The 18,975-nt window shown below is 41.2% G+C and carries 32 protein-coding genes and 5 tRNA genes; all 37 read left to right on the top strand.

The genetic code is table 11. From position 1 onward, the window contains the following. The coding region (locus tag EJK17_RS09910; protein ID WP_210403769.1) for a hypothetical protein at positions 1–328 on the top strand (328 nt) is incomplete at its 5' end. A 306-nt stretch (positions 329–634) separates the two neighbouring features. After that, positions 635–787 carry a hypothetical protein gene (locus EJK17_RS11510; protein ID WP_161494913.1) on the top strand — a complete coding sequence of 51 codons (153 nt, stop codon included), beginning with the start codon at positions 635–637 and terminating at the stop codon, positions 785–787. A 3-nt stretch (positions 788–790) separates the two neighbouring features. Beyond that, complete coding sequence (locus EJK17_RS11505; RefSeq protein WP_161494914.1) at positions 791–934, top strand: hypothetical protein; 144 nt, start codon at positions 791–793, stop codon at positions 932–934. Beyond that, a complete protein-coding gene (locus EJK17_RS09905) occupies positions 934–1,194 on the top strand; it encodes a hypothetical protein (protein WP_103661936.1) in 261 nt (86 codons plus the stop codon). The genes EJK17_RS11505 and EJK17_RS09905 overlap by 1 nt, the downstream gene beginning before the upstream one ends. Further along, complete coding sequence (locus tag EJK17_RS09900) at positions 1,195–1,608, top strand: hypothetical protein (protein ID WP_103661937.1); 414 nt, start codon at positions 1,195–1,197, stop codon at positions 1,606–1,608. It abuts the gene before it with no gap. A gap of 110 nt (positions 1,609–1,718) precedes the next feature. Continuing rightward, the gene (locus tag EJK17_RS09890) at positions 1,719–1,970 is read left to right on the top strand and encodes a hypothetical protein (RefSeq protein WP_127796394.1); all 252 of its coding nucleotides are present in this window, start codon (positions 1,719–1,721) and stop codon (positions 1,968–1,970) included. Then, complete coding sequence (locus EJK17_RS09885) at positions 1,934–2,413, top strand: hypothetical protein (protein ID WP_168180787.1); 480 nt, start codon at positions 1,934–1,936, stop codon at positions 2,411–2,413. Before EJK17_RS09890 ends, EJK17_RS09885 begins: the two co-directional genes overlap by 37 nt. A gap of 120 nt (positions 2,414–2,533) precedes the next feature. Continuing rightward, positions 2,534–2,686: a hypothetical protein gene (locus tag EJK17_RS11500; protein WP_161494915.1), complete on the top strand. Its 153-nt coding sequence runs from the start codon at positions 2,534–2,536 to the stop codon at positions 2,684–2,686. Positions 2,687–2,694: 8 nt separating this feature from the next. Next, positions 2,695–3,000, top strand: coding sequence for a hypothetical protein (locus EJK17_RS09880; protein WP_103661940.1), 306 nt, complete (start codon positions 2,695–2,697; stop codon positions 2,998–3,000). A 22-nt stretch (positions 3,001–3,022) separates the two neighbouring features. After that, positions 3,023–3,205 carry a helix-turn-helix domain-containing protein gene (locus EJK17_RS09875; protein ID WP_342769185.1) on the top strand — a complete coding sequence of 61 codons (183 nt, stop codon included), beginning with the start codon at positions 3,023–3,025 and terminating at the stop codon, positions 3,203–3,205. Positions 3,206–3,211: 6 nt separating this feature from the next. Further along, positions 3,212–3,700 carry an ArpU family phage packaging/lysis transcriptional regulator gene (locus EJK17_RS09870; protein ID WP_103661941.1) on the top strand — a complete coding sequence of 163 codons (489 nt, stop codon included), beginning with the start codon at positions 3,212–3,214 and terminating at the stop codon, positions 3,698–3,700. 896 nt (positions 3,701–4,596) lie between these two features. Continuing rightward, positions 4,597–4,669, top strand: a tRNA-Gln gene (locus tag EJK17_RS09865). Between the two features lie 573 nt (positions 4,670–5,242). Next, positions 5,243–5,301, top strand: a tRNA-Ser gene (locus EJK17_RS09860). Between the two features lie 79 nt (positions 5,302–5,380). Further along, positions 5,381–5,454: transfer RNA gene (locus EJK17_RS09855), tRNA-Lys, on the top strand. Between the two features lie 201 nt (positions 5,455–5,655). Then, positions 5,656–5,739, top strand: a tRNA-Tyr gene (locus EJK17_RS09850). 81 nt (positions 5,740–5,820) lie between these two features. Continuing rightward, positions 5,821–5,891: transfer RNA gene (locus tag EJK17_RS09845), tRNA-Cys, on the top strand. 90 nt (positions 5,892–5,981) lie between these two features. Further along, positions 5,982–6,173: a crAss001_48 related protein gene (locus EJK17_RS09840; RefSeq protein ID WP_103661942.1), complete on the top strand. Its 192-nt coding sequence runs from the start codon at positions 5,982–5,984 to the stop codon at positions 6,171–6,173. Then, positions 6,166–6,330: a hypothetical protein gene (locus EJK17_RS11495; RefSeq protein ID WP_161494916.1), complete on the top strand. Its 165-nt coding sequence runs from the start codon at positions 6,166–6,168 to the stop codon at positions 6,328–6,330. Before EJK17_RS09840 ends, EJK17_RS11495 begins: the two co-directional genes overlap by 8 nt. An 8-nt stretch (positions 6,331–6,338) precedes the next feature. Beyond that, positions 6,339–6,617, top strand: coding sequence for a hypothetical protein (locus EJK17_RS09835; RefSeq protein ID WP_103661943.1), 279 nt, complete (start codon positions 6,339–6,341; stop codon positions 6,615–6,617). Beyond that, positions 6,614–6,937, top strand: coding sequence for a DUF6440 family protein (locus tag EJK17_RS09830; protein WP_103661944.1), 324 nt, complete (start codon positions 6,614–6,616; stop codon positions 6,935–6,937). Before EJK17_RS09835 ends, EJK17_RS09830 begins: the two co-directional genes overlap by 4 nt. After that, positions 6,934–7,095 (top strand): hypothetical protein, encoded by a 162-nt coding sequence (locus EJK17_RS11490; protein ID WP_161494917.1) that lies wholly within the window; start codon positions 6,934–6,936, stop codon positions 7,093–7,095. Before EJK17_RS09830 ends, EJK17_RS11490 begins: the two co-directional genes overlap by 4 nt. An 11-nt stretch (positions 7,096–7,106) precedes the next feature. Then, positions 7,107–7,712 carry a terminase small subunit gene (locus EJK17_RS09825; protein WP_103661945.1) on the top strand — a complete coding sequence of 202 codons (606 nt, stop codon included), beginning with the start codon at positions 7,107–7,109 and terminating at the stop codon, positions 7,710–7,712. Beyond that, positions 7,681–9,141 (top strand): phage terminase large subunit, encoded by a 1,461-nt coding sequence (terL, locus tag EJK17_RS09820; protein ID WP_103661946.1) that lies wholly within the window; start codon positions 7,681–7,683, stop codon positions 9,139–9,141. The genes EJK17_RS09825 and terL overlap by 32 nt, the downstream gene beginning before the upstream one ends. 15 nt (positions 9,142–9,156) lie before the next feature. Further along, positions 9,157–10,659 carry a phage portal protein gene (locus EJK17_RS09815; RefSeq protein WP_103661947.1) on the top strand — a complete coding sequence of 501 codons (1,503 nt, stop codon included), beginning with the start codon at positions 9,157–9,159 and terminating at the stop codon, positions 10,657–10,659. Further along, the gene (locus tag EJK17_RS09810; RefSeq protein WP_127796393.1) at positions 10,634–11,413 is read left to right on the top strand and encodes a phage minor head protein; all 780 of its coding nucleotides are present in this window, start codon (positions 10,634–10,636) and stop codon (positions 11,411–11,413) included. The genes EJK17_RS09815 and EJK17_RS09810 overlap by 26 nt, the downstream gene beginning before the upstream one ends. Positions 11,414–11,473: 60 nt before the next feature. Beyond that, positions 11,474–11,809: a LysM peptidoglycan-binding domain-containing protein gene (locus EJK17_RS09805; protein WP_127796392.1), complete on the top strand. Its 336-nt coding sequence runs from the start codon at positions 11,474–11,476 to the stop codon at positions 11,807–11,809. A gap of 2 nt (positions 11,810–11,811) precedes the next feature. Continuing rightward, complete coding sequence (locus EJK17_RS09800) at positions 11,812–12,966, top strand: DUF2213 domain-containing protein (protein WP_103661950.1); 1,155 nt, start codon at positions 11,812–11,814, stop codon at positions 12,964–12,966. Next, positions 12,966–13,541, top strand: a complete 576-nt coding sequence (locus EJK17_RS09795; protein WP_103661951.1) for a structural cement protein Gp24 — start codon at positions 12,966–12,968, stop codon at positions 13,539–13,541. The genes EJK17_RS09800 and EJK17_RS09795 overlap by 1 nt, the downstream gene beginning before the upstream one ends. Positions 13,542–13,555: 14 nt before the next feature. Next, positions 13,556–14,461, top strand: a complete 906-nt coding sequence (locus EJK17_RS09790; RefSeq protein ID WP_103661952.1) for a major capsid family protein — start codon at positions 13,556–13,558, stop codon at positions 14,459–14,461. A gap of 2 nt (positions 14,462–14,463) precedes the next feature. After that, positions 14,464–14,862, top strand: coding sequence for a hypothetical protein (locus EJK17_RS09785; protein WP_103661953.1), 399 nt, complete (start codon positions 14,464–14,466; stop codon positions 14,860–14,862). Positions 14,863–14,893: 31 nt separating this feature from the next. After that, a complete protein-coding gene (locus EJK17_RS09780; RefSeq protein WP_127796391.1) occupies positions 14,894–15,385 on the top strand; it encodes a hypothetical protein in 492 nt (163 codons plus the stop codon). Positions 15,386–15,408: 23 nt separating this feature from the next. Continuing rightward, a complete protein-coding gene (locus EJK17_RS09775) occupies positions 15,409–15,786 on the top strand; it encodes a hypothetical protein (RefSeq protein WP_127796390.1) in 378 nt (125 codons plus the stop codon). Next, positions 15,770–16,342, top strand: coding sequence for a phage neck terminator protein (locus EJK17_RS09770; RefSeq protein ID WP_103661956.1), 573 nt, complete (start codon positions 15,770–15,772; stop codon positions 16,340–16,342). Before EJK17_RS09775 ends, EJK17_RS09770 begins: the two co-directional genes overlap by 17 nt. Then, positions 16,342–17,598 carry a DUF3383 family protein gene (locus EJK17_RS09765; RefSeq protein WP_236629357.1) on the top strand — a complete coding sequence of 419 codons (1,257 nt, stop codon included), beginning with the start codon at positions 16,342–16,344 and terminating at the stop codon, positions 17,596–17,598. Before EJK17_RS09770 ends, EJK17_RS09765 begins: the two co-directional genes overlap by 1 nt. Before the next feature lie 20 nt (positions 17,599–17,618). Further along, positions 17,619–18,059 carry a hypothetical protein gene (locus EJK17_RS09760; protein WP_103661957.1) on the top strand — a complete coding sequence of 147 codons (441 nt, stop codon included), beginning with the start codon at positions 17,619–17,621 and terminating at the stop codon, positions 18,057–18,059. 45 nt (positions 18,060–18,104) lie between these two features. Continuing rightward, positions 18,105–18,593 carry a hypothetical protein gene (locus EJK17_RS09755; RefSeq protein WP_103661958.1) on the top strand — a complete coding sequence of 163 codons (489 nt, stop codon included), beginning with the start codon at positions 18,105–18,107 and terminating at the stop codon, positions 18,591–18,593. 61 nt (positions 18,594–18,654) lie between these two features. Further along, positions 18,655–18,792, top strand: a complete 138-nt coding sequence (locus EJK17_RS09750; RefSeq protein WP_236629358.1) for a hypothetical protein — start codon at positions 18,655–18,657, stop codon at positions 18,790–18,792. Positions 18,793–18,975: the final 183 nt, after the last annotated feature.

Raw genomic sequence — 18,975 nt, 5'->3', positions numbered from 1 at the left:
TATTAAGAGCAAACAAAGTAGAGACTACCAACCGGGTGACGTGTTTCGGTGCATTGCTGCTCGCGACAGGGCGGACTTCTTTATGCTAATTGTGCATCATGAAGAAGCATTACCGCCTATAGGTGATGTCCAATCTTACAAGCGTTGGTATGGCCTTGTTCATTTGTCCTATGGCTCAATGTTTTATGACAAAAGAATAAAAGAAAGCAGTGACGATGAGTTTAGTACGCCAAGCCTTGACGTTCTTTTTAACGCGTTGAATAGCCGCTATGACTTTGTCGAAAAGGTCGACTTTTACGGCAGCCAAGAGAAACCGGTGGAAGACTAATGGCCGGCGCTAAGTACTTATCGGACGCTCCATATCTAAAATTTATACCCGGAATAGTTGAGATAACTAATACTTGGCAGGAAGCGAAACGGTTTAACATCAAGACCTTGCAAGACGAAGTCGTAGAAACGTACTGCTTGACTGAGCTAAAAATTGACAACGAAACCAACTATAAGCTTGCTAGGACATATCTTGAATGGGACGAGCAGTTATACGTTACCAGCGCACATGCGACCTACTATTTCAGCAATAAGCCATCGGAGTACTATATCTCATTTATAGATCAAACGACGAAGGAGAGAAAAAATGAAACTAATTAATCAAAAGAAGACAAAGATGTTTCTTGGTGCAGATCGAGAAGAGCTGACAAAGCATATCAATGAGTTCATTGAAGACAAGAACGTTGTAGACATCAAGTTTGGTATGGATGAAGGATACTTGATTATTTACGAGGCATAGCAAATGAACTGGATGACTAAACTAGCTGAACTGAAATACTGGGAGGAAGTAATCGGCGTTGTAATTGTTTCATTTGTCATTGCTTATGGCATTGTGACACTATTCTGTGAGCGAATTCTCCCATGGATTAAGAGAAAGAAAAAGTAATGAAAATAATCAAGCAAATAAAATCGGTTGATGGCCTAGTTAACCGGCAGTTATATCGGATAAGTGACGTGCCTGTTCCGTTGATGTTCAGTGAACTTAAACCGATAACGCCAAAGCCAGGATACTGGACAATTAATCAGTGCCCATATGCTGCTTTCATAATTCCCGCTACTGGTGAAGCGGCAATTATGAAAAAAGATCGATATGAGCTTTGGGAAGAACTAAAGAAAAATGACTTTTCAGTTTTTGAGGAGAAATAAATGACTTGGAATTTTAAAGAACATCCTGTAGATGGTCAAAAGTGGCCAGTTAATAAGGTTAAAGAAACAATCTTATCAAAAAGTAATTATCACAGTTATAACAACTCATACCATCAAGATCGATCCGAGGGCGTCCTAATTCGCTTCACAGACGGCTCTACTTTTACGACAAAGGAATTAACCGTAAAGGAACTTAACGACGCTATAGAGGACGCTGTGCACGGTGAAGATGGTAATTGGCTCTACTTAAAAGGTGGAGGCGCAATCAACTTAACTCAAATTATCCGTTATCAGCCATTTAACTTTGAAAAGAGGAAAAGACATGAACCAAAGCCAAGATACGACAATTACCGGAACAATCGATACCGTCGAGAAAGTTCTGAGAACGATAACTGGTCAGAAATTAAGTATTGATATGGTAAAGCTGTCCAAAGGCAGCAATAAGATTGTGATTACTTGCGATAAGCCAGCCAAGCAGACCAGGTTTATCCGGCAGCTAAAAATTGATGATGGAGGTGTATTACATGCCATGGGATCAGTTTAAAGAAAAGTTCAAAACTGTTGAGTACGATAGCGGGTACGGTGGCCAAGGGCTTGCTAGTGACCTAATCGTTTTCTTGAAAGACGGCTGCTGGCTAGAGCGTCATGAGTATGACGGTGCCGAATGGTGGGAACTAAAAGGTAAGATTGTCAAAAACGTTCAAGGCAAGCCTTTTAAGGTGATTCAGGATGAACTTAGATGGGATATTTTGAAAGAAATGAACAAGGGAATATAGCGATGAAATTTGATGTGGACTACAAGATTGATAATGGAAAGAACTTACAGAAAATGCACACGCGGATTAATACAAGTGATTTCCCTACTGAGGAGGAATTAAGACATAGTTTCAATGGCTTAGCATTCAAAGTCGTTGAGCAACAAAAGAAGTTTAAGCGGAAGTGCTTTGCTCAAAATTTTGTTCAATTAAATCCAAAGATCGGTAATGTTATTGCTATTGCACAAGCGGATTCATGTGATGATTGTGCGATTTTAATTACTGGTAAAAGATGGGAAAACATAACTTGCTGGGTTGGAGTTGATCTTAGTGACGGCCATTTCTATGATGGTGCGTTTAACTTAGAAGACTTAGCAAATCAAATTTACGATACTCGTAAAGGCCTAAAGCCGATGATGCAAAAGTACATCAGTGTATATGCGTATACGAGTTCTAATTACTAATTCGCAGATGGAGGCATTTATGCTGAAATTTGTTGAACTTATATGTATTGCAATGATGGTCTGTGTTGCTGCTTACGCAATTAACATGATCGTGATGGTTTGGAAGGACTGGCGGCATCATTGCAAATCAAAGTAGGTCAAACAATCACGGATGGGAAAAGAGTTTTTGTATTAGACAAAGACTTAACTTACCGTGAATTAAAGTATGCCAAGCCTTTCCGAGCTAACATTTTTGTTAACTCAGAAGAGTTAAGCAAGCTGGTTAGATATTAGGAGTAACAATGGAAAAGTCAAACGCAAGAACCGAAATTAAAATTAGCGAAATCAAGAAAAACCTAGCAGTTATTTATAATTTGCTTGCCGGTACGCCAACTTTATACGGCGTTCTGGTATCAGATAAAACAGTAATTAATGCAATTGGAGGAGAGATTGAAAAGATTAGACAATTACTCGGTCTGTCTGATCAAGCTTTTTCTGATTATCTCAACTCAATTCAATGGAATGAAAATGATCCAGAACAAATTGAGTTGACAAATGTTTTGGTTCAAGCAAATCAAGAAGGAATAATCAGTATTTCAAACAAGTAGGTATAGATGGTGTATATCCGCATTGAGGAAGCTTGTAAGCGCAAAAAAATTAACCTTGGTAGATTTATCCAAGCTGAGTGGAATTAGCACTAGAAGCTTAGAATGGTACGTCAAGCAAGAACGTCAGCCCTCACTTGAAAGAGTGGAGAAGCTGGCAAAGGCATTAGAAGTTAGTCCCGCATGGCTAGTTTCTTGGAAGGATTGATAAAGAATGGCAGGAGTTGTAGCAGTGAGTTTAGCAGACCGCGAAATTGATGAGTACGAAACAATAAAAAACGTTAATAAATTGCTTACTAAGGACTTTGATAGATATTTAAACTTTAGTGGCAGTCATCGTACAGATCTGTCAAGCCCCATGTTAGACCCCACAGGTGCTTCTAGTCATGGTGGGGTTAATCATACTGAGGAGCAATTAGTAAACGGCACAGCAGCTGCTAATTGCGTCAGTGCGATTTCAGACGCTATCAACGACTGCGACAAAAGTCCTGACAATCCGCATGCACTGTTTCTATATTATCGTTACGTCAAAAAGATGACGACAACCGCTATTGGTAACGCTCTTGGTTTTCAAGATGCTCAGTACTACCGTTTGCGCAAAGACTCGATGCTGGAATTTGCACAGCGAATGGAAATCTGGAAGAAGCGTAATCATGCTACGGATATACGAGAATTAATTGTTTGGAAAGACAATTCTGAATGATAGTTTTTTGATAGATTTCTGGTAGAAATTTGATAGTTTTTTGATAGGTTGTTGATAGTACTTACAGGGTATTATGGTATTGTCGAAAGATTAAGGGGAAGCAGTCTTTCGGCAGTCTCTACACTTTCAAAGAACTTAATAATCTAAACAATTTTTTCATTTAACTAATTCTTCAAACAAAGTAGTGGCAGCTGGCGCTTTAAATCGGGTTCGATTCCCGGTGCTGCTGTAGTCTGCGATGACACTGACGGCTTTAAAAGAGTTTGAGCGCTAGGTCAGCGAGCGGACAGAGATGTCTTTTGATCTCAAACAGTGAGCCGTCCAAGCTATGGACGGTACTATGATGTAAGCCAAGGTGGTGAAAGATCAGCCTTGATCTTTTGAAGGTTCAATTCCTTCTTACGTCTTAGGAGGGTCCCGTGTTAATTGGCCTCCTGAGTAGTCTTATATCAGGTAAAGATGTCAATAATTCATAAGAGTGAAATACTTGCGTCTTGTCTTGTACAGTTGAAAGCATCTGGAACGCGATATACGGGCAGGTTCGAATCCTGTACTACTCATAAGTAGTTAATGTGCGTACTACCTACAATTTTTAATATAGTAGTCAACTAACTTATTGATGATTTTGACGCGTTTGTGCACCCGCGGGGGTTTGAATCCCTTACTACTTAATAAGCAAAACTTGTTCTGTACGTAGTGGTAATGTTTGTGTGAGCGAGTTTTGCTGCTGAACAACTAGCTCAATGCGTAGAGCAGCACTAATTTTCCGGGACAGTGCGATATAAGTTCGAATCTTATGCTGTTCATTGCCGTTAGTAATAATGGCATTACTTGTTAACTCTTTTTATTATTTCTCTGATAAATGATTTTTTTAATAGTCACTTTTGTGACTATACAGGGTTGTGGCCAAAATGGTAAGGCAACGGACTTTGATTCCGTAAAGTGCTGGTTCGAGTCCAGCTAATCCTATTGCCGGTTATCCGGTATTGCAGAAGCGTGTGTATGTAGCTTTAACAAGCTCACGCCAATCAATCTTAATTTGTCAGCGACGTCCTGTTGGGATACTGACAGGATTTCAAACATGCCAAAGGGTAGTATCTTTGGTAGACCTTGAACCCTTGGTAAAAGGTGGCGAGAATTGATTGAGAAAGCATTAGATTATCAATAAGGCAGGCACAAAGTCAGCGGGACTACAATTGCGAAGCTTGGTTTGGTACAAGTGGAACAGTCTCAGCCAAGTCTGGAAGGCATTCCGGACGAACCAAAGAGATAAACGCACCTCAAAGTCACTGGCTCACGTTGACCCGTAGAAATACGGCTATAACTGATACGTACCGTACAAGTAGCCTAAAACGTGTATGACCATTGCAATTAATGTGGAAATAATCGCAACCGTTAGGTGAAAGTTGAAGGATAAATCCTTCCGGTGGCAAAACTGGGCAAGAGATAAGAAGTCGCTCTTCTTATTGCGACTTGCCTAGATCCGTGGCTGAATAATTGACGATTTAACAAGTTTAAGTGGCTAATAACCACCTGCAACATGTGGAAGTAGCTCAGTTGGTAGAGCCGTAGTGTCGTGGGTTCGAGTCCCAACTTCCGCATAGTGGACGTTAAGCGATCCCGAACTTTTTCAGCGAAAAGAAATTATTGTTATATTTGCTGTTTAGACCGTCCACTAATGGGTCTTTGGCCTAACGGTACAAGGCAACGCCCTTTTAAGGCGTGAGATGATGGTTCAAATCCATCAAAACCCATCGAGGGCATTCCTCCCTCACAAGCAAGCAAAAGTCATTAAAACCTTCGTTATGTTTTCATAAAAGCGATGCTTGCTTTATAGGTTCATAAGCTAATGGTAAACGGAAAGTCCCCAAAACTTTTTATCTAGGTTCGAATCCTGGTGAACCTGTTGGGTGTTGAGTAACTATTCTAGATATGTGAAATTAACACCTAGGTGCGGTGGCTTATGCAAGTGGTTAAAGCAAACAGCCCATAAAGCTGCTACCTTTTGGGTTTCGGAAGTTCAAATCTTTCAGCCACCATTCGGGGTCGCTCGTATACCTCGTGACTAGGGATAGTAGTAATACGAGCTTGACATGGTGTAGCAAGCCATGTGACGCTATGGCAGTGTAGTGAAGTGGAAACACAGTAAGTTGCAACCCTACAATCACTGGTTCAAATCCAGTTACTGCCTTATTAATTCTTAATAGCTAGAGTCATTAAAGACCGGTGCTGTACATATCGTGTACGGTACCGGCCTTTTTTGCGTTATAAAGGAGTTTTTATGGTCTTAGTTGACGTAGAAAACGAACTAAAAGAAGCAAAAAACAAACGCGATAAGTTGAAAAAGCGATTGCGTGAGAATCAAGCTGACATTTCTGATGAGCAATGGCTAATAATGCACCGACAGGTTCATGCTATGGATCGTTATATTAGTTGCCTAATCGCTAGAGTTAAGGAGTTTAAAAATGAGTAGTAACATTGCTGCACGAGTTTTATTAGATCAAACACTGCGCGAAATTGAAGAAAAGCGAAATCAGGAAGCTGAAAAGGAAGAAGAAATTCCTCATTCAACTGATTGTATGACGGTTATGCAAGCCCCCAAAGGTAATCTTGTAGTAACTCGAAAGTAGGCTTGATTATGCGGCTTTTTAGAAATATTAAACAAAAATTCTGCAAACATTATTTTATTTATGACGCAGAAGATACTGATGTTGATAATACCAACACCATCCGGCATCCGGCGTTTAAATGCTACAGGTGCGGTCTAGTTCTTCATTACGATAATGACATTGTTATGAGTGCTGCGCTTGATAACACAGCTTTAAAAGATGCTGAAATTCAGCATAAATATTGGGATTTACTAAGAAAGACTAACCCTGGTAGATATGCCAAAGAAAAACGAAAAGAGAACAAATGAAAATTAAACATTTAGCGATGATTGCATTGGCGAGTTCAGCATTGCTACTGGGTGGGTGTTCCGCTCAAAATGCTTTTGAAGCAAAGCCACATGCAGCTGAAAAGACAACTGATCCAGATGCTGAATTTAAAGATCGTCTTAACTTAACTTTTTCTGCTAATTTCAATGATATAAGCTCACGTATTATCACTGACCCTAAAACAGGGATTGAGTATGTTGAGGTTTATTTTGATAGGGGAAAAGCTGGCGGCGTATCAATTACGCCGAGATTACGGCACGATGGGAAGCCATATATTAACCCTAGATGGAAAAAGAAATGAAGAAGATTAAACATAAACATCCAGCAAAGAAGATTAAACATTCAGGAATGAACTTAATGCCAGTAACTACCGAAACAAAAATCAATATCAAAATTAAAGTTGTTGTGCCTACTTACACGCCGGATCAATTATGTGAGATGAAGCTGGTTAGTTTATAGAGAGGGAGGTGATGCCTGTTTTGAAAAAGAAAAAGAAGGCAAAAAAGAAGCTTACTGCTAAGCAGAAGTTGTTTGCTGACAATTACATCAAAACTCGCAACGCCACCCAAGCTGCGCTTGACGCTGGTTATTCCAAAAAGACTGCGTATTCAATTGGTAACGCTAACTTAGACAAGCTAGAAATTAAAGCTTATATCGAAAAGCGTATGAAAAAGATTGAAGATCACAAAATTATGGATGCCAAGGAAGCTTTAGAGCTTCTGACAGCCATTGCGCGCGGCGAAACTAAGACTAAGCAAGTCTTTAAGTATAAGGATCAAACTTGGATTGAAGACATACCACCAAGTTATGTCGATATGATGAACGCTGCAAAGGAAATCCTTAAGTGCTACCCACTTAGTGAGCTTGATAAAGCCGAGATTAAGAAGGCACAAGCGGAAGCTATCAAAGCTGAAACAGAAGCCAAGCTTGCTCAACAGCAAATTGATGATCATGACACTGCAAGTGGTGTGGTTGTTAATGCTCTTAAGGATATGCCAAAGGAAGAAATCATTAAGTTGGCTCGGAAAATAGGGAGTGAACAGAATGCACGGAACACCAGTCAACGTGGATCTTAGTCCCACGATTAAAGAGGGCGTTCAAAGACTTGCCGTTGAATTAGACTATGAATCTTATTTTTTGCTGACTAATCCAGAAGCACAAGCTTATCGGCATACCGATTATATTTGTAGTTTGATTCAAAAAATTGTTGATGGTGAACAACACTTCTATATCGTGGAACTTCCGCCGCAACACGGTAAGTCAATGACAATCACTGAAACACTTCCAAGTTATTACTTGTTAAAACACCCAGAAAAAAGGGTACTGGTTTCAGCATACGGTCAAGGCTTGTACTCACAGTTTGCAGAATCTAACCGACAAAAAGCTGTTAGATATGCCGATTGGTTTGGTTTGAAACTTGGTAAAAATACAGCTGAAAAATTTACTATTGCAGGACATCGCGGTGAAGCATTCTTTACTTCAATTCTAGGTTCTGCGACTGGTCACTCAGCTGACTTGCTGATAATCGACGACCCTATCAAGGACGCAGAAGAAGCAGCATCTCCAACAATTAAGCAAAAGATCTGGGAAGAATGGACTAAGACCTTCTCAACTCGATTGCAGGATAACAGCTCTGTAATTGTGATTATGACACGTTGGCAGACTGATGACTTGGCCGGAAGACTGCTGCAAAGTATGTCCCGTCCATGGGAAGAGATCAAGTTACCGGCAATTTCAACCGGCTTAGCGCCAGGTGAAGTTGATGCAATTGGTCGTCATAATGGTGAAGCTTTGTGCCCTGAACTTCACTCACTAAAGGACTTAAAGATTCAAAAGCGAGAAATGGGTTCCAAGGGCTTCCAAGCTCTTTACCAACAAAGCCCTACACTTGATGACGGTAACATTTTTAAACGCGAGTGGGTACGCTATTACGTCCCAGATCGAGCCACAATGGTTAAACTCGGCTTAACTGAAAAAGAAGTCAAGATTAGACCACGACACATGCAAGAATGGTGCCAAGGTTGGGACGCAACGTTTAAATCTAAAGAAAATGACGACTTTGTGGCTGGCCAAGTTTGGGCTAGACGTGGTGCTGACATGTTCTTGATGCCAGGTTGGTGTCATAAGCGATTAAGCTTTACCGAAACGCTGGAAGCTATCCGTCAAATGAGCATACGTTATCCACAGGCTAGAGCTAAATTAGTGGAAGATAAAGCCAATGGTCCAGCGATCATTGACACTTTGAAACGCCAAATTCCAGGCATGATTTCGGTTAGTCCTGGCTCTGACAGTAAGGAAGCTAGAGCGGCATCAATCAGTCCAATTTGGGAATCCGGCAACGTCTATGTGCCACACCCGTTGTGGCATCCGGAAGTTGAAGACTATCTTGAAGAAATCTTTGGTTTCCCAAACATGCCACATGACGATAGTGTTGACTCGATGGTTTATTGCATTAGACGTCTATCTCGTCATAAGGCTCAACCAATTAGGGTATTTAAATTTTAAGGAAGGAGGCAGCAAATGGGAATTTTTAACCGTAAAGATCAGAAAAAATCCAAGCGTAGAATACCGCCAACATCTTTTAAGATGAACGGCTACCGCGAGGATTTTATGGATTATGAATCTAAATTAGCTGGCCAGCCTCAGAGGTTCGGTGATACACAGCCAATTTATACATCTTTAATGGCAATTCAAGATTACGACCTGTTAAACAACATTTATCACAAGAACGGGATTGCGCATAAAGTTGTAAGTAAGCCCGCAGAAGACGCCACTAGAAACGGTTGGCGGATTATTATTCCATCCGATCCTAAAAAACAAGCTCAATATCAGAAAGCTCTTGACGATTTAGATTTAAAACGAATCTTATGTCAAGAGCTTATTTATTATCGTTTGCACGGTGATGGTTATATTACATACGGCATCTATGCACCAACATTAGACAACTCGACAAACGTTCCGCTTGATCCTGCTAACCAAGTGATCAGCAATGTTGCGTTTGTACATGCCTTTGGCCAAAACCACGTTGAAAAGTTGATTGCCAACAGTGATCCAACAAGCTTGGATTACATGAAAGAGGCAGCGGTTGTGATTACTGATACCCAACCAGGGGATAAGGTTGACAGCCAAGGTAACATTCAATCTGGCAGTTTAAGTGAGCAAACTAAAAATATCGTAATTGATAAATCACGATACAGTCACATTTCACTGGATAAGCTGGAAGACGATGGCACTGGGGTTTCAATCCTAACTCGTTGTTGGGATCAAATTCATACGCTAGATACAGCGTTGTATTCCGTTGGTAAGATCCTCTACGCATATGTAGTCAATGTTTTAACCGATGATGGTGCGGCTGATTCAATAGATTTTGACGCAACCGATCCTTTAACCAAACAAGAATTTAAAGAACAAAATAAAGCTCTGTCACAAGATATGGGAACTGACGCAGTTCTCAATTTACACACTGGACAAAGTTTTGAGCGTCACGCAGTCAGTGTATCTGGTATTGATAATTTGTTGCTATTTGCTTGGCAACAATTAGCTGCTGCTTCCAATATCCCAAAATCAGTTTTACTCGGTGAACAAGCCGGAACTTTAGCAGGTGCCACCACTGATGTGGCCAACTACTATGATGGTGTGAAAGCCATGCAAGAAGAACTGCTGAGACCGCAATTAGAACGCATCATTCAACTTTTGATGTGGTCAACTGATGTTGCGGACGGCTCAGAAGCTCCTGACAGCATTGAGTGGAAACTTGAATTTAATCCGCTTTGGAGTCCTGATGCTAAGACAATGTCAGAAATTAATTACACTGACACACAAGCAGAGGTTTTGAAGGTTAATTCTGGAATTGAGGATACCGATGAAGCCTTGCAGAATTTGGCTAGCCAGAATAACAATTTGAGTCAATCGATGGAAAATAAGACCGACTCAGTTGATGAAATTAGTCTTGAAGATGCTGAACGTATCATGAAGACTTTGAAAGAAGGTATCAGACGTGCCCAAAACAAGAGTACCCACTAGATACCCACGCAAGTTAGAAGAACAATATGCTAAAAATATCAAAAGGCTAGTACGTGACTGGGATCGTGGCGCCAAAGTGTACGCTAAGTTTTATTTAAAGCGCTACGTCAAAGGCGGTACTCAGTTAAAGCTTGATGACGCAACTGATGATCCTAATTGGTTTGACCATTTAAATCAGCAATTGCAGCTCATGGCTTTTAGTATGGAACAAGCATCCAACAGCCAAGACGTTAACCGTATTGCAACTAAGTTTGTCAAAGCGATTAATCAGTTTAGTTACAACAACGTCAAAGCACAGGCTGCAATTGTTGGCATTGATCCAATTAGTGATAATCCGGTTTTACGCAATTTTGTTAAAAGCAGGATTGCGGAAAATGTATCACTGATTGAGTCGATGCGATCGCAGTATTTGCATTCACTAGAAAAGGATATTTACCGTTCTATCACTAAAGGTGGCGGTATTACTAGTATTACAGATGCAATTACTAATCGTACCGGCATGGCGCGCAGGCATGCTGATTTAATTGCCAACGATCAAACCGGTACGATTATTAGTCAGCTCAACTCTTACAGAGCTAAGAGCGCAGGAGCTGAAAAGTATCTATGGCGCTCGATGGAAGACCGCAGAGTGCGGCCAAAACATCGAGAGCTAGATGGAAAACATTTTAAATACGATGACGCCAACGGCGGTGATGATGGCCAACTCCCAGGAGAGCCAATCCGCTGTCGTTGTGTTGCTGAACCAATCTTTTAGCACGTCAATCACTTATATGTAGTGGTTGACGTGCTTTTTTGCGTTTAAGGAGGTTTAAAAATGGCAGAACAACCAACACAACCGGTAGTAGTAACTAAGCCCACTGAACCAATTCAAGTGACTTTACCTACTTCTCCCGTAGCAAAGGAGGTGAAGAAACCGGTGGCAAATGAAGAAAAAACTAAAGCTCAAAAGAAAGAACAGTCAATCTATGATCATTGCATTAAGCATACTGTCAAGCCTGGCGAAACGTTGTTAGACATCGCGCAAGAACACGTGGTGGCACTCCAACAATTACGTTATTTCAATCACTTGGACAAGCAAGATCCAAAGATTAAGGTTGGTCAAGTTCTTTATATTCCATTCAAGCCAAGCTATGTGCCATACGGTGAATAGTTATGGCTGTAGTACAACGATTTGATTACGATTCCGTGCCGATCCGTGACGCCAAAATTGACGAACAGACCGGCTTTTTGTACGTGAAAAGAGTTCCGATCGCACAAGCGATGGTACAAACCTACTACAAGGCAGACGGGACAGAAACGCAGGAAGCCAAGCTCCCTAAATACATTTTGTCTGACGCGACTGTAGCAAGTGCTAATGACAAGCCTGTTACTAATGATCACCCAGGTGTCTTAGTAACCAAGGACAACTCACAAGAGTACATGCGAGGTTTTACCACGTCTAACGCCCACGTTGAGGGCAATGTCTTATATAACGATGTCGCTATTACTGACGCGGGGCTAATTAATGCGATTAAAAACGGTAAAAAGGAGCTTTCAATCGGATTTGAAACCGAGGTAGTGCCTGAAAAAGGTGAGTACAACGGCGTCAAATACGATCACGTCCAGAAAAACATCAAAATCAATCACTTGGCTGTTGTCCAACGTGGTCGGGCTGGTCACTCAGTCCGTTTAGTTGGCGACAGCGCAGATAACATCGCACCAAGCAATAAAAAGGGGAAAGGAAAATCTATGGAAACTAAAGTAGTACGCGTTGACGGTGATCAAGACATTACCGTTGCAGCAGAAGATGTGGCCAAGATCACTAAGCTTGACGCAGCAAATTCTGATAAAGCCAAGCAAATTGCTGATCTTAAGGCCCAAAAGAAGGCTTTACAAGACAAGATCGATCAACTCCAAGGCAATTCCAAGTCAGCTGACGAAGCACAAGCTAAGGCTGACTCACTTGAAGCTGACAACAAGAAATTGAAAGAAGAAATCGAACAACTTAAAGGTGATGGCCTTGACCAACGTCTTGATTTGATCAACAAGGTCAAGACCTTAGTTGGTGACAGTGCTTATGACTATCATGGCAAGTCAGTTCGTGACATGAAGATTGACGCTGTCAAAGCCATTAAGGGCGACTCAATGGACTTTGAAGGCAAGTCTGACACTTATGTAGACGCAGCATTTGACATGCTTGAAACTCCAAAGTCAACTTCCGGTTATGCTGGACCAACTAAGAAGAACGACAGCATCAAGGAAGATGAAGCTAACCTATTCGCACTCCGTGACTCATCTTACGGAGTTACGACAGGAGGTGATAAGTAATGCCTATTGAAGATCCAACCCTCTACTCAAAGAGATTTATCGGTCCAGGTAGAATTGCCACCCTTGAACCTTACCGAGTAAATGTTGAAACTGCCGGTGCAGACATCAAGTTTGGTCAAGCAGTTGTCATTAAGAATGGCGTAGTTATTCCAGCTACTAAGGCACCTATTTACGGTATTGCCTTAAATCGTGACTGGACTAGCTCACTTGACTTCATCCAAAAAGAAATGGATCAAGACCACTACTCAAAGGGTCAAGCATTGGACGTCTTACGAGACGGGACAATTTCAGTCACTGTCAGTGCAGATGTTAACCGCGGTGAAAATGCCACAGTTGATGCTGACGGTAATTTCAAACCTGCAGGCGCTAGCGACAAAGTCGTTGGCGTCTTTTTAAGTGCAGCAAATAAGGATGAAGTAGCAAGATTGCAAACCCGTATCCAATTCGATCACGGCAATGCTGATGACGATACTGCTAACAACCCATCACCTGCACCATCAACTAAGCAAGAAACGCCAAAGCCTGATACTTCAAACCAATCAGGTAACCAAGGCGGTTCAGGTAGCAATAAATAGAAAGGGGACTATGAATGCCTAATACCGCAACCATTACGCAACGTGAATTAGTAACGATTGACAAGAAGATTTACGTTCCAAAGAAATTGCAATTAAACGGCCGTAATCTTTTTAATCCAATTGATTGTGGCCCATATGATGAAGCCTACGGCTACGATGTAGTTGAAACTTCTGGTGAAGCTCAAAGAAGTGGATTCAGAAACACCGATACACCAGTAGGTGACGAAACTAAGCATAGATTCTTCACTGGATTCACTTCATTCGAATTTGGTGTTGAATTTACCGACGATGAAGTAAATAGAGCTAGAGCAGTTGGCGATAGTAAATTTATCGATCGTAAGACTGATCAAGCTACTCGTACCATGTTGGAATACGAAAACCAAGTCATTTTTAACGGCCAGCCAGAAGATTACATCATTGGCTTAACTGAAAAGGCTGATAAGACCGGTTATGCACAATCAACTCCAACTACTAAGTTGAATGACATGACAACAGAACAACTTCTTAATTACTTTAAGAAAGTTTCTCACAAGATCACTGACTTGCACTTCAACGATCAAAAGCCACGTTTGTTAATTACTGACGCAGTTGAAGAATTGCTTGATGTACCATACAACGAGTACAACGCTGACAAGACTGTTGAAGAAATGATTAGCAAGTACTTCTCACGGATTGATGCAATCCCAGAAATGGAAGCTAAATACACTGGTCGTAATCTTGATATGGGTCTTGTCTTCTTAAACGATGACGAAACTGGCGGTATTCCATACGCTGAAAAGATTAACCGTATCTTGAATGAACACTTACACCGTCGCACTACTTACAAATACCGTGAAAAGTTCGGTGGCGTTGTAATTCGTTACTTGAATCACGTTGTTCAACTTAACGACTTGATCAAGCCTACACCAGCGGCTGACTAATCATGGTTACTGACATCGATGAAGTAACGCCAGCATTGGTCAGAACCATTGGCGGTGACACGTTTGATAAAAAGACCAGCGATGAAACGATTGCTGCTTTAATTGATCAAGCAAACTTAATCGCATTAACCGATAGTATGCCGGAAACAGCAACCATTAATAATAAGGTTCTGCCAATTGAAAAGATGGCCACGTTATATATGACACTGCACTTGGCGTCAGTCATTGGCAAATCTGGACGAGGCATCACCGCAGAAAAAGTTGATGTCTTGGAGCGTCACTATGCTGACACAACTAGTAAGGGCTGGCTCAATTCTTCAAGATGGGGCTTGCTTTATCTCTGGCTGTATCGCAGATTCGGTGACGGTCAAACGCCAAGAATGGCGGTGATTCCTCATTAGACGTGAAGGATCACATCCTAATTTCGCTAAGATGGCCAAGGAATTTGACAAGCTTAATCATTGGCAAGTCGCAGTTGGCTTCTTTGGTGAAGATGACGCAAAGCTTCTAATGATCGTTCGTGCCAATGAATACGGCATAACGATAAAGCCAAAACCAGGCAATAAGACTGGTTACCTCATGGTTCCTTTCAAGGGTGATGATGGTAAGCAACACTTCTATAAGCTTAAAGAGACTGTTATTCCTGCCAGACCGTTCATTGAGAACGCTTGGAACGATAACAAGCATAAGTATAAGAAGATGATTGGCGACGGCTTAGATGGCATTTTTCGTGGCAAAGATACGGCCATGAAGTTGCTTAATCGATTAGGAGTTGAAAGCGTCAAGGATATTCAAGAGAGTGCAGTTCAACTCAGAGAACCGAAAAACGCCCCACTCACGGTAGCAAATAAAGGATCAGATAACCCTTTAGTAGATACCGGTGAGTTAGAGCGGAAAGTTACATACAAGATTATTCCAGGTTAGGAGGATTTGACATGAGCTTTTTTATGGACGTTTCGGACATGTTAGATGACTTTGGCACCGATATTAAGGTGTGGAGGGCATTTGATCAGCCGCAGGTAGCATATCCAGGTGGACCGACAGTTGATGTTGATTTATCTGATGAAAATGCTGAAAAGCGTCATGAACCTGTTCTACCCCTCAATTCAAACTCCTCGCTTGGAAGAAAGCTGATTGCTGGCGGTGGAAAACTAGAAGGAACATTGGTCTGGTACTCAACAGATCACTACCCAACAGGGACGGTGGTTGAAATACCTGACCAGTTCGGTAAGTACAAAGTAACGCAATACAGTAACTTCAATCCGTATTCGCATTTCTTTGAGTACGTACTAGAAGGAGACGATCAAGATGGCATTGGAGAATAGCTCACGGCCCAAGTTAACTAAAAATTACTTGATCGTTTTTATTTTGGCCAAAATCGTTGATCAGTTGTTTAAGTGTCCGTTTTTGCCTGTGCAAAATTCAGGACGACAAACCAAGTATCCGTTTTTTACTTATCAGATGATCGATGCTCACAAGTACTCAACTGGTGATAATCGACCAGATCAGTTCTACTGCCGGTTTCAGCTAGACTGCCATGCTGTTGACCAATTCGAGGCTAATGACATGGCAGGCGACTTGCTTGACGCTCTGGCCAACCGTAGAGGTTTCCGCCACTGGTTTGAGCAAGTAAACGTTGTCCCGCAGTTAGCAGAAGGAAATCGATCAGACATTAGAAACCATACGTTATTGCAAGGTATTAACTACGACAATGACTATGGTTTTTATTTTGATTTTCTAATTAGTCATGCTGACACGGTTTATCAGGCAAGCGATCTTAACTTTGAATTTGATGAATCTGACATCGGATCAATTAAGACGCAAGGATCTGTCGGTAAACACTTTATCGACATTAACAATATCAAAAAGGAGGAAATTTAATGATCCCTATGGCAGATGGCAAAGTTGTCGGTCCATTTGAGCATACTCGTGATGTTAACGTCATTATGACTGTAGTTCATCCACGTCCAGTGATTGGACTTGGCAATTTGCTTATCTTAAATCTAGCAGAAGCAGCAACTTTGAATAAGACAAAGCCTAAAGATGTAGCACCAGCTAGCGCCGATGACACACCACAAGGCAGTCAACCAAAGAATAATGATTCTACTAACACACAAGCTGGTAGTAACGATCAAGGTTCTGCTCCAAAGAGTAGAGCCTTTTCTAATGTCCTTAGCAACTCAGATCGCATGAACGGCTTGCTGCTTAGAAAAGTTGATACAGCTACAGGTTCTATGTATCGCGAATACAGCAACCTAGACGCTGTAGAAGTTGATTATGCAAAGGGTACGCCAGTTTACAAGAAAGCAGCTGCTTACTTTGCACAAGATAACCACTCAGATCGTGTGGCTGTCCTCGATTATCCAAAGGATAAGTTGGAAGATTCATTGAAAAACTTCTGGACTTTTAACTGGACATTTGCAATTTTCAGCGAGAACAAGTTCTCAGATGAAACTGTTCTTGCATCAAACATTTTTGAAGCTAACCAAGATCACTTCTTAGTGCTTCAAACTGATGATTTGGGTACGTTTAACCCTTACTATGGCCAAAACTTCACTATTGGCTTGGATCACGACTTAGATGAGCCAATGGATGCCGCTTTTGTCGGCGCTATTGCTACTTTGCCGGTTGGTTCAACCACTTGGAAGTTTAAGGCTTTAAAGGGCATTACACCTGATGAAGTAACCGTTGCTGAACGTGCCGGAATGGATAGTGCTCATACTATCGGTTACATCATTTCAGATGGTCGTCCAGAAACGAGTGAAGGCTTCACTTTATCCGGCGAATACATTGACCTTTTGCACGGTGAAATTTGGGTCAAGACCTACGTTGGTTCTGACTTGGTTGACTTGCTCCACAAGAACAACAAGATTCCATACGACGCAGAAGGTATCCGGATGATTAAGAGCACGATTGAATCTCGTCTGCTTGACGCATACAACCGTGGAATTATCCAAGAAATCGGTGAAACCGGTAAGGGTGATTATGTCGTTACTACTACTCCACGTGAAGAACAATCACTGCAAGACAAGTCCAAACGTCACTACGGTGGTGCCAGCTTTACTTACCATGCAAGTTCAGCAATCCACACCATCACTGTTAATGGTGTCGTTAACTCAGACACCATCATGTCTTAGTAAGAAAGGAGTTGTAGTAAATGGCTTCACCATATAATTCAGCCAAAACTGGTTACATGGACAGTTACAATGCTGCTCATGCCAAAGTTATGATCAACGGTATTCCAGTTTATGGGTTTGGCCAAGATGACATGGTTAGTGTGTCATTCTCACAAGACCGTCAATCATTTAGTCAAGACCCACAAGGTACCGGTGTTAGATCAATTAACAACAAGACTGGTGCAACAATCACTGTTAATCTCAGTGTCATGTCACCAGCTCGTAAGATGATGACTGCGTTACTTAACAACACGGAGGAATTTAAGTTCGACTTTGCCGATGACTCAGTACACTTCTACTCAAATTACTGCTTCATCAACAAGTCACCTGACTACCAAGCTGGTAACACTGCTGGTAACCGTGCATGGGCTATCACAGCCATCAACTTAATGGAAGACTCTGTCGGCGGTAACGATTATTAGTTGACAGTTTTAGCGACAGATTTATGAGTAAGGAGAATCAACATTATGGAAAATAACGAAAACGTAAACAACAAGAACGATCAAAAGGATCAAAACAAGGTAACTGACATTAAGGACAAGCAAGATCAATCAGTTCAAGAAATTGAACAACGTCCAAACTTCAATCCAACTGACATTGAAGGTCAGAACAAATTAACTGACTGGATTGAAGGTTTGGCTAAGAAGTCAGCAATCAAGAACCAAATGCTGTGCCAAAAAGTAGTCTTAATTGATGAAAATACGCCAAACATGTGGGCTATGTTGTTACACTTCCCTGGTGTTACAGAAGCTTCTGACATTCAGACCGATTCCATGAACGATGAAGGTGCTTTATCACTTGGTAAGTTATTTGCTAAAGCTGTTAAGGCTGGTGTTGTAGTTTCACCAAAGATCGATGATGTTGATACTTTCATTAACACTCATAAATCTGCTGGTAAAGCTGGTAACGAAATCTTTAATTTTCTTAACGCAGGGATTAACGGGGATCTCAAATAATCGAGAGAAACTAGAGATCAAACATAAGGCAGACGCGTTAGATCTGCCGGTTAGATTAGTCATGCACGGTATACCAGAAGACTGGATTTCAGAAGCAACGACTAAGCAGTTGTTAGTCTTATGGGAAATCGTTAAGCGTGATGAAAGATACAAAGCAGGTGTCACAGGACAAATGCTTATTGGTGATGATACGAAATAGAGGTGAAGCCTATCGAATAATCGATAAGCTTTTTTCTACGTAAAGTCAAGCATCATCGTATGTTTTGCTTTATTATTTTGTATAATTTAACGACTTAATTAAAATTGTGTCGATTTATTTTTAAACGAAAGTATGACAAATAAGCCTGCAAATCTATAATTTTTGTAAGCTTAGTTTTATAAT

This window comes from Lactobacillus xujianguonis, from assembly GCF_004009905.1.
GTDB classification, from domain to species: domain Bacteria; phylum Bacillota; class Bacilli; order Lactobacillales; family Lactobacillaceae; genus Lactobacillus; species Lactobacillus xujianguonis.
This window is presented reverse-complemented; position numbering and strand designations above follow the sequence as displayed.

What these genes read in the sequence shown, in the direction of transcription:
- EJK17_RS09755 (WP_103661958.1), top strand. Translation starts at nt 18,105, where the DNA reads ATGGAAAATAACGAAAACGTAAACAACAAGAACGATCAAAAGGATCAA.
- EJK17_RS09885 (WP_168180787.1), top strand. Translation starts at nt 1,934, where the DNA reads ATGGGATATTTTGAAAGAAATGAACAAGGGAATATAGCGATGAAATTT.
- terL (WP_103661946.1), top strand. Translation starts at nt 7,681, where the DNA reads ATGCACGGAACACCAGTCAACGTGGATCTTAGTCCCACGATTAAAGAG.
- EJK17_RS09790 (WP_103661952.1), top strand. Translation starts at nt 13,556, where the DNA reads ATGCCTAATACCGCAACCATTACGCAACGTGAATTAGTAACGATTGAC.
- EJK17_RS11490 (WP_161494917.1), top strand. Translation starts at nt 6,934, where the DNA reads ATGAAGAAGATTAAACATAAACATCCAGCAAAGAAGATTAAACATTCA.
- EJK17_RS09815 (WP_103661947.1), top strand. Translation starts at nt 9,157, where the DNA reads ATGGGAATTTTTAACCGTAAAGATCAGAAAAAATCCAAGCGTAGAATA.
- EJK17_RS11495 (WP_161494916.1), top strand. Translation starts at nt 6,166, where the DNA reads ATGAGTAGTAACATTGCTGCACGAGTTTTATTAGATCAAACACTGCGC.
- EJK17_RS09760 (WP_103661957.1), top strand. Translation starts at nt 17,619, where the DNA reads ATGGCTTCACCATATAATTCAGCCAAAACTGGTTACATGGACAGTTAC.
- EJK17_RS11505 (WP_161494914.1), top strand. Translation starts at nt 791, where the DNA reads ATGAACTGGATGACTAAACTAGCTGAACTGAAATACTGGGAGGAAGTA.
- EJK17_RS09805 (WP_127796392.1), top strand. Translation starts at nt 11,474, where the DNA reads ATGGCAGAACAACCAACACAACCGGTAGTAGTAACTAAGCCCACTGAA.
- EJK17_RS09840 (WP_103661942.1), top strand. Translation starts at nt 5,982, where the DNA reads ATGGTCTTAGTTGACGTAGAAAACGAACTAAAAGAAGCAAAAAACAAA.
- EJK17_RS09905 (WP_103661936.1), top strand. Translation starts at nt 934, where the DNA reads ATGAAAATAATCAAGCAAATAAAATCGGTTGATGGCCTAGTTAACCGG.
- EJK17_RS09835 (WP_103661943.1), top strand. Translation starts at nt 6,339, where the DNA reads ATGCGGCTTTTTAGAAATATTAAACAAAAATTCTGCAAACATTATTTT.
- EJK17_RS09780 (WP_127796391.1), top strand. Translation starts at nt 14,894, where the DNA reads ATGGCCAAGGAATTTGACAAGCTTAATCATTGGCAAGTCGCAGTTGGC.
- EJK17_RS09765 (WP_236629357.1), top strand. Translation starts at nt 16,342, where the DNA reads ATGATCCCTATGGCAGATGGCAAAGTTGTCGGTCCATTTGAGCATACT.
- EJK17_RS09750 (WP_236629358.1), top strand. Translation starts at nt 18,655, where the DNA reads ATGCACGGTATACCAGAAGACTGGATTTCAGAAGCAACGACTAAGCAG.
- EJK17_RS09890 (WP_127796394.1), top strand. Translation starts at nt 1,719, where the DNA reads ATGCCATGGGATCAGTTTAAAGAAAAGTTCAAAACTGTTGAGTACGAT.
- EJK17_RS09775 (WP_127796390.1), top strand. Translation starts at nt 15,409, where the DNA reads ATGGACGTTTCGGACATGTTAGATGACTTTGGCACCGATATTAAGGTG.
- EJK17_RS09795 (WP_103661951.1), top strand. Translation starts at nt 12,966, where the DNA reads ATGCCTATTGAAGATCCAACCCTCTACTCAAAGAGATTTATCGGTCCA.
- EJK17_RS09770 (WP_103661956.1), top strand. Translation starts at nt 15,770, where the DNA reads ATGGCATTGGAGAATAGCTCACGGCCCAAGTTAACTAAAAATTACTTG.
- EJK17_RS09785 (WP_103661953.1), top strand. Translation starts at nt 14,464, where the DNA reads ATGGTTACTGACATCGATGAAGTAACGCCAGCATTGGTCAGAACCATT.
- EJK17_RS09800 (WP_103661950.1), top strand. Translation starts at nt 11,812, where the DNA reads ATGGCTGTAGTACAACGATTTGATTACGATTCCGTGCCGATCCGTGAC.
- EJK17_RS09880 (WP_103661940.1), top strand. Translation starts at nt 2,695, where the DNA reads ATGGAAAAGTCAAACGCAAGAACCGAAATTAAAATTAGCGAAATCAAG.
- EJK17_RS09900 (WP_103661937.1), top strand. Translation starts at nt 1,195, where the DNA reads ATGACTTGGAATTTTAAAGAACATCCTGTAGATGGTCAAAAGTGGCCA.
- EJK17_RS09870 (WP_103661941.1), top strand. Translation starts at nt 3,212, where the DNA reads ATGGCAGGAGTTGTAGCAGTGAGTTTAGCAGACCGCGAAATTGATGAG.
- EJK17_RS09825 (WP_103661945.1), top strand. Translation starts at nt 7,107, where the DNA reads ATGCCTGTTTTGAAAAAGAAAAAGAAGGCAAAAAAGAAGCTTACTGCT.
- EJK17_RS09830 (WP_103661944.1), top strand. Translation starts at nt 6,614, where the DNA reads ATGAAAATTAAACATTTAGCGATGATTGCATTGGCGAGTTCAGCATTG.
- EJK17_RS11510 (WP_161494913.1), top strand. Translation starts at nt 635, where the DNA reads ATGAAACTAATTAATCAAAAGAAGACAAAGATGTTTCTTGGTGCAGAT.